We start from the raw sequence: 12,660 nt of genomic DNA on the forward strand, positions 1-12,660 counted from the left end.
CGGCGTCGGGCGCCCGCCGTCCCGGCCGGCGTGCGGGACGGCGGGCCGGACGCGGACCGCCCGCCCGAGGGCTCAGCTCGGGCGGGCGGTGGTGGCGCGGCGGGAACGGCGCGTACTACGCCCGGCCGGCCGTCTTCTGGGTCTTGCGGGTGACCGCGTCGATGACGACGGTCGCCAGCAGCACACCACCGGTGATCATGTACTGCACCGGCGAGGCGATGCCCTCCAGGGCCAGGCCGTACTGGATGGAGACGATGACCATCACACCGAGCAGCGCGTCCCACGTGCGACCGCGGCCGCCGAAGAGGGACGTGCCGCCGATCACGGCCGCGGCGATGACGTTCATCAGGAACTCACCGGTGCCCGCGCCCTGGTTGGCGGAGGCGATCTTCGAGGCGACGAAGAGGCCGCCGATGGCGGCGAACGTGCCGGCGATCGCGAAGACCGAGATCCGCACCAGCTCCACGTTGATGCCCGCCCGGCGCGACGCCTCGACGCTGCCGCCGAGGGCGAAGACCTTGCGGCCGTAGGACGTGCGGCGCAGCACGAAGTCCGTCAGCAGCAGGAAGGCCAGGAAGATCACGACGGCCAGCGGCAGGCCCTTGTACTGGTTGAAGACGATCGCCACGGCGAAGGCCAGCACGGCGAGCAGCACCGTGCGGACGATGATCTCGTTCAGCGGCCGGGAGGGCACGCCGGCGGCGGAGCGGCGGCGGTTGTCGAAGAAGGCGGAGAGGAAGTACCCCGCGGTCACGACGATCGCCAGGCCGTAGGCGGCGGCCACATCGCTGAAGTAGTAGCTGGTCAGCTTGACGACGATGCCGTCGCTGTTCAGGTTGATGGTGCCGTTGCTGCCGAGTATCTGCAGCATGAAGCCCTGCCAGAACAGCAGGCCGGCCAGCGTCACGGCGAAGGCGGGGACGCCGATGCGGGCGAAGAAGAACCCGTGGACGGCGCCGGCCACGGTGCCGGTGAGGACGGCCAGGATCAGGGCCAGGACCTCGTTCATGCCGTGCGTGATGTTCAGCACGGCGAAGGTGGCGCCCGCGACGCCGCTGACCGAGCCGACCGACAGGTCGATCTCGCCGAGCAGCAGGACGAAGACGATGCCGACGGCGATCATGCCGGTGCCGACCATGGCGACGGACATGTCGGAGAAGTTGCCGGCGGTGAGGAAGTTGGAGTTCAGGCTGGTGAAGATGGCCCAGATGACCAGCAGACCGACGACGACCGGGATGGACCCGAGGTCGCCGGCCTTCATCTTCCGCTTGAAGTCGGAGAGGTAGCCCGCGAGGCCCTGCTCGCGCACCAGCAGCCGCGGGTCGACCGCGGCGACGGCGGCGGGCGCCGCGTCGGGGTTCTCCGCCGTGCTGTCCGCGGCGGCCGTGGAGGTCTTGTCGATGCTCACTTCTTGATCTCCCCATTGGTGCGCGCCGCACGACGGGTCACGGCGTTCTCCGTGGCGCCCGTGATGGCGGAGATGATCTCCTCCTGCGAGGTCGACTTGACCTCGAAGACGCCGTTGTTGCGCCCGAGGCGCAGGACGGCGACCTTGTCGGCGACCGCCTTGACATCGGCCATGTTGTGGCTGATGAGGATGACCGCGTGGCCGCGCTCGCGCAGCCGCTCCACGAGGTCGAGGACCTGGGCGGTCTGCTCGACGCCGAGGGCGGCGGTGGGCTCGTCAAGGATGACCAGCTTCGGCTCGCCGAGCATGGAGCGGGCGATCGCCACGACCTGGCGCTGACCGCCGGAGAGGGAGGCGATCGGGATGCGGACGCTGGGGATGCGGATGGACAGCGTGTCCAGCAGCTCGCGGGAGCGGCGCTCCATCTCCACCTCGTCGAGGACACCGCGCCTGCGGATCTCCCGGCCCAGGTAGAGGTTGCCGACCACGTCGATGTTGTCGCACAGCGCGAGGTCCTGGTAGACGGTCGCGATGCCCAGGTTCTGGGCGTCGTGCGGCTTGTTGATCGTGACGGCCTTGCCGTCCCACTCGATGGCGCCTTCATCGATGGGGTGCACGCCGGCGATCGTCTTGACCAGCGTGGACTTTCCGGCGCCGTTGTCGCCCACCAGGGCGACCACTTCACCGGCGTGGACCTCAAGCTCTACGTCGGTGAGCGCCTGGACGGCACCGAATCGCTTGGAGACCCCGCGCAACGCCAGCACGGGCGTAGCGGACACGTGAACCATCTCCTTCGCCGCCTGACCCGGCGGGAGGTTGTGCAGAAGTATGAGGGGGGGTGTTCCCTCCGGCGCCCCGCCTAGCTTGCGGGGCTGATGAGTGCGGGGCACCGGAGGAAGCTGCGTGCAGCCGTCCCGTACGCGCTCACGCGGCACGGGAGGGAGGACTGCTTACTTGAGACCGATCTTGTCGCAGGCGGCCTTGTAGTTGCCGGCGCAGATCTCGTCGAGGGTGTAGAAGCCCTCCTTGATGACGGTCTCCTTGATGTTGTCCTTGGTCAGCGAGACGACCGGGACGAGCACCGAGGGGATGCCCTTCGTGGTGGCGCTGTCGGCCTTGTCCTTGGCGATGGAGTCGAGCGACTTGCCCTGGGCGAGGGCGACGGCCATCTCGCCGGCGACCGCGGCCTCCTGCGGGTAGGACTTGTAGACGCTCATGTACTGCTCACCGGTGACGATGCGCTGCACGCCCGCGAGTTCGGCGTCCTGGCCGGTGACCGGGATGTTGGCGATGCCGGCGCGCTTGAGGGCGGTGATGATGCCGCCCGCCATGCCGTCGTTGGCGGAGTAGACGCCGATGATCTTGTCCTTGCCGATGGCGGAGATCGCCGCCTGCATGTTGGCGTTGGCGTTCTCCGGCTTCCACTCCTTGGTGTCGTACTCGCGGCCGATGTTCACCTTGCCGTCGAGGACGGAGTGGGCGCCCTCCTTGAACTGGGCGGCGTTCGGGTCGGTGGAGGAGCCGTTCATCATGACGACCTGGCCGTCCTTGGCCTTGTCGCCCAGCGCCTTCAGCAGCGCCTCGCCCTGGGTCTTGCCGACCGTCACGTTGTCGAACGAGGTGTAGGCGTCGATCGGGCCCTCGGCCAGGCGGTCGTAGGCGACGACCGGGATGTCGGCCTGCTCGGCCTTGGTGATGGAGCCGGCGATGGCCTTGGAGTCCACCGCGTCCACGATCAGCACGTCGACCTTGTTGGTGATCATCGTGTCGACCTGCTGCGCCTGCAGCGTGGCGTCCTGCTTGGCGTTGGCGTAGACGACCTCGCCCTTGCCGTTCGTGAGCTCCTTGACCTTCTTCTCGATCAAGGGCTTGTCGAACTTCTCGTAGCGCGCGGTCTGGTTCTCCGGAAGGAGCAGTCCGACCTTGATGGCGTCGCCCTTCTTGGCGGCCGAGTCGGACGAGTCGTTGTTGTCGCCGGACTCCTTGGCGCTGCCACAGGCGGCGAGCGAGACTGCCATCGCGGTGGTGGCAACGGCAACGGCGGCACGACGCATACGCGTGTTCACTTCAGAAACCTCCCTGACGAGGCCGCGTCGTTGCGGCCGAGGTGGCTGGAAGTCAACTCGGCCACACGTGCGACGTCAAGAAGTAAATCCTTAACGAGATGACAACGGTGCCATCCGTGCTCTAAGTGAAGGCAGGAGTGGCCACCGGCAGAGCACCGGTCGCACTTCCATCCAAGAGAGTCGAATCGCCCATCTCGCTGAGCGCGAGGGCGAGCGCCCCGAGCACCTCCGCGCGACCCCCGAGTGCCCCGGAGAATACGGAGAGTTGACGTGCCGCGCTGGGGATCGCGTAGCGGCCGACGGACTCCCGGATCGGGCCGAGCACCAGCTCACCGGCTTCCGCGAGGTCGCCGCCGAGGACGACGCGGCTCGGGTTGAGCAGGTTGCAGAGGTTGGCGACGCCGCTGCCGATGTGGCGGCCGACATCGGCGATGACCCGACGGCAGCCCGGATCGCCGTCCCGCGCGAGCCGTACGACGCCCTCCATCGTGAGGTCGGTGCCGTGGCTCGGCTGGAGCAGCGGAAGCACGTAGCGGGCGGAGGCGAAGGTCTCCAGGCAGCCCCGGTTCCCGCAGCGGCAGACCGGGCCCGCCTCGTCGAGGGTGATGTGCCCGATCTCGCCGGCCGTGCCGCCGGGGCCACGGTAGATCTTGCCGCTGATCACCAGGCCGGCGCCGACGCCGCTGGCGACCTTGATGTACGCCAGGTCCCGCACGCCCCGGCCGCTGCCCCAGACCAGCTCGCCGAGGGCCCCGAGGTTGGCGTCGTTGTCCACGTGCACCGGCACGCCGAGCCGCCCCCGCAGCTCCGCGGCGGGCTTGGTGCCGCCCCAGCCGGGCAGGATGGCGGTCGAGCCCAGCGTCCCGGACTCGACGTCGATCGGGCCGGGCACGCCGAGGCCCACACCGGCGATCTTGGAGCGGTCCACGCCGGTCGCCTCGATCAGCCGGCTGACCAGCTGCTCCGCCCGGTCGAAGCCCTGCGCGGCGGAGGCGTCGACGTCCAGCGGCTCGGACTCCTCGGCGAGCACCTGGTGGGCGAGGTTCCCCACCGCGACGCGCAGGTGCGTGTGCCCGAAGTCCACGCCGATGACGATGCCGGCGTCCCCGCTCAGGGAGACGCTGCGGGCCCGTCTGCCACCGGCCGAGGTGGGCGTGACCTCGACCGTTCCACCGTCCTTCAGCTCGCGGACGATGTTCGAGACGGTCGCCGCGGACAGGCCCGTCGTCCTCGCGATCTCCGCCTGCGTGAGCGACCCGGCGAGCCGTACCGCTCGTACGACCCGCTCCAGGTTGGCTCGGTGCAGCGACGACTGCGACCCGGGAGTCTCCACGACGACCTCCTGCGCGAGGGGCCGCTTCGATGAGGCCCCTTCCATGTCCAACTAGTGAACTCTAAGCTGAGCCGTTCGGGTCGCCTCCCGTCAAGAGGTTGAACCGCATCCGGGTGTCCGGCGCACACAACCGCACACACGCGCGCATGCCGCCCCCGTGGGTACGGGAGCGGCATGCGCGGGCGGGCGGGAGCGCTACTTCAGCGCGCCCGCCGTGAGCCCCTGGACCACCTGGCGCTGGAAGACGATGTACGCGGCCAGCACCGGCAGCATCGCCATCACCAGGCCCGCGAACAGGCCCGACCAGTCGCCCTTGTACCCCTGACTGACCGCCAGCTGCACCAGGCCCTGGGTGAGGACGTGCTTGTCCGGGTCGGTGTTCAGCACGGTCGGCAGCATGTACTGGTTCCACTGCCCCAGGAAGTTGAAGATTCCCACACTGATCAGGCCCGGTTTGGCCATGGGCAGCATGACCTGGAAGAACGTCCGGGTGTGCGAGGCCCCGTCCACGAACGCCGCTTCCGCCACCGAACTCGGCAGTGTTCTGAAGAAGGCGGTCAGGAAGAACACCGTGAAGGGGAGCGAATAGGCGATGTAGACCAGGATCAGGCCGTGGATGGTGTTCAGCAGCCCCATGTTGTCCACCACGTAGAACAACGGGACGAGTGCGAGCATGATCGGGAAACTCATGCCGCCGATGAACAAGTAATAGATGAAGCGGTTGCCCGGAAAATCGAACCGGGCCAGCACATAGGCCGCCATGGAACCCAGCACGAGGGTGCCGATGAGCGAACCGCCCACCACCAGGACGGTATTGAGGAAGTAGTCGCTCATGTGGGCCTGGGACCAGGCCCGCGACCAGTTGTCGAAATTCAGTTTGTCGGGCAGCGACCAGGGTGAGCGGAAGATGGAGGCGTCGTCCTTGAAGGACGTCATCACCGCCCACACCAGCGGCAGGCTGACCATGATCGCCCAGATGACGAGGACGCCGTGGGAGAAGACGTTGAGGGTGGTGCCCTCCTTCTTCCCCTTCTCGAGTCCGCCGGGGGACGCCTCGGCCTTGTGGACGGGCGTGCCGGACTCGGCCGGCACGGGGGCGGGGGTCTCGGTCGTCTTCATGTGAATCAGTACTCCAGCCGCTCGCGCCGGCCCAGCTTCATCACGAGGGCCGCGAAGGCCAGCGTGACCACGAGCAGGGCGACGCCGATGGTGGTGGCGTAGGCGGCCTGACCGTCCCGGAACGCCTTCTGGTACACGTACAGGACCATCACGGTGGTCGAGTAGTCGGGTCCGCCGGGTCCGGTCGTCATGATCTGCACGACCGCGAAGGACTCGGCGCCCAGGGCGAGGATGCCCATGTAGACCCAGCCGGACTGCACGGTGTCCCACAGCAGCGGCAGGGTGACCTTGAAGAAGGTGGTGAAGCGGCTCGCCCCGTCCAGCAGCGCGGCCTCGTACAGCTCCGCCGGGATGGAGGCCATGCCGGCGGAGAAGAGGACCACGAAGAAGCCGACCGTCGACCAGACGAGCACCGCCATCACGCACCACAGCGCGATGTCCGGGTCACCGAGCCACAGGGGCTGGAGGGAGTCCAGACCGACGCCGCGCAGCAGGGAGTTGATGGCGCCGCTGTCCGGGTTGTACGCGAACTGGAACAGCAGGGCGACGATGGCGATGGACAGCACCTGCGGGAAAAAGTAGACGATCTTGTAGAGGCCCGAGCCGCGGACGCCCGTGATCACCGGACCTCCCTTCCGCTTCCGCCCGCCCACGTTGATCATGAAGGAGAAGAAGAGTGCGAGGCCCAGGGTGACCAGCGGCACCAGCAGGGCGAACAGCACGCTGTGCCACAGCGACTTCCAGAAGATGTCGTCGTCGAGCATCCGCGAGTAGTTGTCGAAGCCGACCATCGAGAACTCGGGACTCAGGCCGGTCCAGTCCGTGAACGAGTAGTAGATGGACTGGACGAACGGCCAGATGACGAAGAGCGCGTACAGCCCCAGGGGAACCGCCAGGAACCCCACGATGAACCGGTACTTGCCGTGCTGCATTACCAACGACCCCGATCTGCGCGCGGGTGCCGCCAGGGCCCGTCCGGCGCGACGGCGCGGGACAGGCCCTGGTGGCGCGTCCTCACTGGTGCTTGTAGTGCTTGATCGACGAGTCCTTGGCGGCCTCGTCGGCGTAGCCCTGGATCTTCTTGATGGTCTCGGCCGGGGTGAGGCGGCCGGCCATCATCTCGCCCAGACAGGAGACGCCGATCTTCTCCTTCTGGAGCTGCACGTACCAGTCCTGCATGCGCGGGTTCACCACGTTGTCGCCGGCCAGCTCCAGCGCCGCGACGCCGGCCTTGAGGCCCGGGGTGAGTTCGATGCCGTCGGTGCCGCCGTTGTAGGCGCTCAGCGACTTCACCTTGCTGGTGAAGTTCTTCGACGAGGCCTCGCTCAGCATGATGCGCAGCTGCTCCATGCCGCCCGCGCCGTTGGCCGCCTTGACCGGGACGATGAAAGGCTCGCCGCCGGAGGCCCATATGGTGCCGAAGGGCATCTTGTCGTTGTCGTCGATGCCGGGCGGGGCGGAGACGGTGAGCCCGAAGTCCGCGGGGATGACCTTGGCCGATTCGTTCTCCACCCAGGATCCGTTGGGGAGGAAGAGGGCGTCGCCCTTGGCCCAGGCGGTCTGCGACTGGATGTGGTCCAGGCCCGGCGTGCCCTTGAGGATGTAGCCCTTCTTGTAGAGCTCGTACCAGGCCTCGAAGACCGTCTTGACGGCCGGGTGCTTCCAGGCGTTCGGCTCCAGGTTGTCGATGGCCTTCAGCACCTCGGCGCCGCCGACCTTGGCGATCATCGGGGACATCGAGAAGGGGATGTAGTACGGGTACTTGCCGGCGTACGTCCAGCCGGCCATGCCCTTCTTCTTGGCCTTCTCGCAGACCGCGAGCATCTCGTCCCAGGTCTGGGGGTATTCCGCGTCGAGCGAGTCGAGGGCCTTCTGCGAGTACCAGTTGCCGTAGACCGTGTAGGCGTAGTACAGGATCCATACCGGGTCGCCGTCGAACTGGCCCATCTCCACGATGCCCGGCCGCAGCGTGTCGCGGACCTTCTTGTTCGGGTCGTCGTAGGAGGGGGCGTCCAGCAGCGGCGTGAGGTCGGCGAGCTGCTTCTTGCCGACCAGGACGCCCATGTCCATCTGCTCGGCACCGGAGTTGTCGACCAGGTCCGGCGGGTTGCCGCCGTTGAAGCGCGGCTGCAGGGTGGACTGGATCTTCTGGGTGGCGGAGAACTTCACCTTCGCCTTCGGGAAGGCCTTTTCGTACAGCTCCACGGCGTCCTCGGCGTACTCCTTGCCGAAGCCCCCGTCGAAGAGGACGAACTCCATCCCGGCGCTCTCGTTGACCGCGAGCGGGTTCTCAGCGGTCTTCTCGCCCGCCTCGGCCTTCTCCTGGTCGTCCCCGCCGCCGCTCGCGCAGGCGGAAAGGAAGCTCATGGTCGGTACGGAGATCAGGCCGAGCGCGGCGGACCGCTTGATCAGATCGCGGCGGCCGACGCCCTTGCCGTCGTTCTCGGCGGAAGTGGATCCCATGCTCAAGTCCTCGCCTTCTCCAGGACTCAGGCGGTGAACCGGATCCTCCCCGGCACCGCGATCGGGTCACGCTGGGTCGTGCAGGAAGTGCGGGTGATGCTGGGTGACGCTGTCGGGACACTGCTGTGCGGACACTGCTGTTCGGGCGCTTGGGCGGTCCCTTTTCGCGGTTCCCCCCTGAACCCCCGATGGCCGACAGGTATAGTCCACTTCCCGCCGGCTGAGCAAGATCGAATGCAAGGTTGACGGTACGTCTTTTCCGAGTTGAGACCTCCCGGAAATACGAGCGGCCTGTGCGCCGCTTGCCGGAAGAATCCCTGGCATAAGCCCCGAACGCCACATCCAACACCCTTGACATCACTTGCCACTTGACCCCTACTGGTCCTTGCGCAGTTGAGTTGACAACGTTGTCCCCAGCGCAGGGAGGGTGGCCAGGGCATGCAGTACAGAGTTCGGCACAGATGGGGCCCGGCGGTCGTGTTGACGACCGCCTTCGCCGTGGCGGCGGGTTCGCAGGGGGCGGCGGTCGCGCTGCCCGCCGCGCCCGCGAAGACCGACCGGGAGTTCGCGTCCTCGTTCGAGGCGGACGACCCGGCTCCGGACTGGCTCGACACCGTCGACACGGGCAAGGACGGGAAGAAGCGGTCCTCGGGCGTCGACGGCGGCTACAGCACCGGCATACCCGGCAACGTCACCGAACACGTCACCGGGGTGCGGGCCAGCGGCGAGAACGCGGGCGCCGGCGAGGTGAAGGAGAACCTCGCCGACAACGAGCCGACGACCAAGTGGCTGACCTTCGCGCCGACCGGCTGGGTCGAGTTCGACCTGGACGCGCCGGCGAAGATCGTCAAGTACGCGCTCACCTCCGCGAACGACCACCCCGAACGCGACCCCCGGGACTGGACGTTGAAGGGCTCGGCGGACGGCGAGACCTGGCGGACGCTGGACACCCGCTCCGGGGAGACCTTCGACGAGCCGTTCCGGACGAAGACGTACGACCTCGCCGAGGCCGCCGAGTTCCAGCACTTCCGGCTGGAGTTCACCAAGAACAACGGGGCGGGCGACGCGCTCCAGCTCGGCGACGTCCAGTTCTCCACCGGCGACACCGAAACGCCCGTCCCCGAGGACATGCTCTCCTTCGTCGACGAGGGCCCGACGGGCTCGCCCACCGCGAAGGCGGGCGCCGGCTTCACCGGCACGCACGCGCTGCGCTACGCGGGCCGGCACACCGCGGACGGCCGGGCCTACTCGTACAACAAGGTCTTCGACGTCAACGTGAAGGTCGACCGGCGCACCGAGCTGTCGTACAAGATCTTCCCGTCGATGGCGGACCGCGACCTCGACTACGACGCCACGAACGTCTCCGTCGACCTCGCCTTCACCGACGGCACCTACCTGAGCGACCTCAAGGCCACCGACCAGCACGGGTTCCCGCTGACGCCGCGCGGTCAGGGCGACGCCGAGGTGCTGTACGTCAACCAGTGGAACAGCGTGAGGTCCGGGATCGGGTCGGTCGCGGCCGGCAAGACCGTCGACCGGATCCTGGTGGCGTACGACTCCCCCAAGGGCCCGGCGAAGTTCCGGGGCTGGCTGGACGACATCGAGATCGAGCGGGCGAAGCCCGAACGGCCCGAGGCCCACCTGTCCGACTACGCGGTCACCACCCGCGGCACCAACTCCAGCGGCAGCTTCTCGCGCGGCAACAACTTCCCCGCGACCGCCGTGCCGCACGGTTTCAACTTCTGGACCCCGGTGACCAACGCCGGTTCGCTCAGCTGGATCTACGAGTACGCGCGCGGCAACAACGACGACAACCTGACCACCCTGCAGGCGTTCGCCGCGAGCCACGAGCCGAGCCCGTGGATGGGCGACCGGCAGACCTTCCAGGTGATGCCGTCCGCAGCCTCCGGCACGCCGGACACCGGCCGCGAGGAGCGCGAGCTGGCCTTCCGGCACGAGAACGAGACCGCCCGGCCGTACTACTACGGGGTGCGGTTCGAGAACGGCCTGAAGGCCGAGATGGCGCCGACCGACCACGCGGCGATGATGCGCTTCACCTACCCCGGTGACGACGCGAGCGTCATCTTCGACAACGTCGAGGACAACGCCGGCCTGACCCTGGACAAGGAGAACGGCACCTTCTCCGGCTACTCGGATGTCAAGTCCGGCGGCTCCGCGGGCGCCACCCGCCTCTTCGTCCACGGCGAGTTCGACAGCAAGGTGACCGGCGGCGACTCCAGCGGCGTCAAGGGCCACCTGCGCTTCGACGCGGGCCGGGACCGCACCGTGACGCTGCGCATCGCGACCTCCCTGATCAGCGTGGACCAGGCGAAGGACAACCTGCGCCAGGAGATTCCGGAGCGCGCCTCCTTCGACGAGGTCAAGCGCGACGCCCGGAAGCAGTGGGACCGGATCCTCGGCAAGGTCGAGGTGGAGGGCGCCACGCGGGACCAGCTGACGACCCTGTACTCCAGCCTGTACCGGCTCTACCTGTACCCGAACGCGGGCCACGAGAAGGTCGACGGGAAGTACAAGTACGCCTCCCCCTTCTCGAAGGCGGTCGGGGAGAACACCCCGACGGAGACCGGGGCCAAGGTCGTGGACGGCAAGGTGTACGTCAACAACGGCTTCTGGGACACCTACCGGACCACGTGGCCCGCGTACTCCTTCCTGACCCCGACCAAGGCCGGTGAGCTGGTCGACGGCTTCGTGCAGCACTACAAGGACGGCGGCTGGACCTCCCGCTGGTCCTCCCCGGGTTACGCGGACCTGATGACCGGAACCTCCTCGGACGTCGCGTTCGCCGACGCGTACGTCAAGGGCGTCGACGACTTCGACGTGAAGTCGGCGTACGACGCGGCCGTCAAGAACGCCACCACCGTGCCCCCGTCCTCGGGCGTGGGCCGCAAGGGCATGGAGACCTCGCCGTTCCTCGGCTACACGAGCACGGCGACGCACGAGGGCATGTCGTGGGCGCTGGAGGGCTACCTCAACGACTACGGCATCGCGAAGATGGGCGAGAAGCTCTACGAGGAGACCGGCGAGAAGCGGTACCAGGAGGAGTCGGCGTACTTCCTCGACCGCGCCCGGGACTACGTCAACATGTTCGACGCGAAGGCCGGCTTCTTCCAGGGCAAGGACCTCGCGGGCAACTGGCGCGTGGACTCCGAGAAGTACGACCCGCGCGTGTGGGGCCACGACTACACGGAGACCAACGGCTGGGGCTACGCGTTCACCGCCCCGCAGGACAGCCGCGGACTCGCCAACCTGTACGGCGGCCGCAAGGGCCTCGCTGACAAGCTCGACGAGTACCTCTCCACCCCGGAGACGGCGTCCCCTGAGTTCAAGGGCTCCTACGGCGGTGTCATCCACGAGATGACCGAGGCGCGCGACGTCCGCATGGGCATGTACGGCCACTCCAACCAGGTCGCCCACCACGCCCTGTACATGTACGACGCGGCCGGACAGCCGTACAAGACGCAGAAGAACGTCCGCGAGGTGCTCTCCCGCCTCTACACCGGCAGCGACATCGGCCAGGGCTACCACGGCGACGAGGACAACGGCGAGCAGTCGGCCTGGTTCCTCTTCTCCGCCCTCGGCTTCTACCCGCTGGTGATGGGCAGCGGCGAGTACGCGATCGGCTCCCCGCTGTTCGAGAAGGCGACCGTGCACCTGGAGAACGGCCGCGAGCTGGTCGTCAAGGCGCCGAAGAACAGCGCGAAGAACGTCTACGTGCAGGGCCTGAAGGTCAACGGCAAGCGCTGGAACTCCACCGCGCTCCCCCACGACCTGATCGCCAGGGGCGGCGTCCTGGAGTTCGACATGGGCCCGCGGCCGTCCTCGTGGGCCACCGGTGAGCACGCGGCGCCGGTGTCGATCACCGAGGACGACGAGGTGCCCGCCCCGCGCTCGGACGCGATCGACGCCGACGGCGCCCTGTTCGACAACACGTCGGCCACGGAGGCGGCCGTGACCTCGGTGGAACTGCCGGTGTCCGAGAAGGGCGCCGAGGCGGTCCAGTACACGCTGACGTCACCGGCGGACGGCGCGCAGGCCCCCACCGGCTGGAAGCTCCAGGGTTCGGCCGACGGCACGACTTGGCGGACGCTGGACGAGCGCTCGGGCGAAACCTTCGCCTGGGACCGGCAGACCCGGGCGTTCTCGGTGAAGTCGCCGGGGACGTACCAGAAGTACCGCCTCGTCCTCGACGGTGAGCACACGCTGGCGGAGGTGGAGCTGCTGGCTTAGGCGGGCCCATCCGAGGGGTGGCG

General features: G+C 68.0%; 8 protein-coding genes. 1 reads left to right on the top strand and 7 read right to left on the bottom strand.

Going from position 1 to position 12,660, the window contains the following annotated elements:
- Positions 1-115: 115 nt before the first annotated feature.
- The 7 genes from IE142_RS12795 to ngcE all read right to left on the bottom strand — a co-directional run bounded on the left by IE142_RS12795 (position 116) and on the right by ngcE (position 8,389).
- Positions 116-1,408 carry a sugar ABC transporter permease gene (locus tag IE142_RS12795; protein WP_191885845.1) on the bottom strand — a complete coding sequence of 431 codons (1,293 nt, stop codon included), beginning with the start codon at positions 1,406-1,408 and terminating at the stop codon, positions 116-118.
- On the bottom strand, positions 1,405-2,196 hold the full coding sequence (locus IE142_RS12800) for an ATP-binding cassette domain-containing protein (protein WP_029393413.1): 792 nt from the start codon (positions 2,194-2,196) through the stop codon (positions 1,405-1,407). Before IE142_RS12800 ends, IE142_RS12795 begins: the two co-directional genes overlap by 4 nt.
- A 162-nt stretch (positions 2,197-2,358) precedes the next feature.
- The gene (locus IE142_RS12805; RefSeq protein ID WP_191885877.1) at positions 2,359-3,462 is read right to left on the bottom strand and encodes an ABC transporter substrate-binding protein; all 1,104 of its coding nucleotides are present in this window, start codon (positions 3,460-3,462) and stop codon (positions 2,359-2,361) included.
- A gap of 133 nt (positions 3,463-3,595) precedes the next feature.
- Entirely contained in the window at positions 3,596-4,807 is a 1,212-nt protein-coding gene (locus IE142_RS12810; RefSeq protein WP_191885878.1) for an ROK family transcriptional regulator, read from the bottom strand.
- 195 nt (positions 4,808-5,002) lie between these two features.
- Entirely contained in the window at positions 5,003-5,926 is a 924-nt protein-coding gene (locus tag IE142_RS12815) for a carbohydrate ABC transporter permease (protein WP_191885846.1), read from the bottom strand.
- Positions 5,927-5,931: 5 nt separating this feature from the next.
- Positions 5,932-6,858, bottom strand: a complete 927-nt coding sequence (locus IE142_RS12820) for a carbohydrate ABC transporter permease (protein ID WP_191885847.1) — start codon at positions 6,856-6,858, stop codon at positions 5,932-5,934.
- An 82-nt stretch (positions 6,859-6,940) separates the two neighbouring features.
- The gene (gene ngcE, locus IE142_RS12825) at positions 6,941-8,389 is read right to left on the bottom strand and encodes an N-acetylglucosamine/diacetylchitobiose ABC transporter substrate-binding protein (RefSeq protein WP_191885848.1); all 1,449 of its coding nucleotides are present in this window, start codon (positions 8,387-8,389) and stop codon (positions 6,941-6,943) included.
- A gap of 438 nt (positions 8,390-8,827) precedes the next feature.
- Here ngcE and IE142_RS12830 point away from each other — a divergent pair, with 438 nt between their 5' ends.
- Positions 8,828-12,637 (top strand): GH92 family glycosyl hydrolase, encoded by a 3,810-nt coding sequence (locus IE142_RS12830; RefSeq protein WP_191885849.1) that lies wholly within the window; start codon positions 8,828-8,830, stop codon positions 12,635-12,637.
- The last annotated feature ends 23 nt before the right edge of the window (positions 12,638-12,660 follow it).

Origin of the sequence: Streptomyces mutabilis (assembly GCF_014649815.1) — a bacterium.
Classification (GTDB): domain Bacteria; phylum Actinomycetota; class Actinomycetes; order Streptomycetales; family Streptomycetaceae; genus Streptomyces; species Streptomyces mutabilis.

Bases quoted from the DNA above. Each gene is read 5' to 3' on its own strand.
- ngcE (WP_191885848.1), bottom strand. From the start codon at position 8,389: ATGGGATCCACTTCCGCCGAGAACGACGGCAAGGGCGTCGGCCGCCGC.
- IE142_RS12800 (WP_029393413.1), bottom strand. From the start codon at position 2,196: ATGGTTCACGTGTCCGCTACGCCCGTGCTGGCGTTGCGCGGGGTCTCC.
- IE142_RS12820 (WP_191885847.1), bottom strand. From the start codon at position 6,858: ATGCAGCACGGCAAGTACCGGTTCATCGTGGGGTTCCTGGCGGTTCCC.
- IE142_RS12830 (WP_191885849.1), top strand. From the start codon at position 8,828: ATGCAGTACAGAGTTCGGCACAGATGGGGCCCGGCGGTCGTGTTGACG.
- IE142_RS12815 (WP_191885846.1), bottom strand. From the start codon at position 5,926: ATGAAGACGACCGAGACCCCCGCCCCCGTGCCGGCCGAGTCCGGCACG.
- IE142_RS12805 (WP_191885877.1), bottom strand. From the start codon at position 3,462: ATGCGTCGTGCCGCCGTTGCCGTTGCCACCACCGCGATGGCAGTCTCG.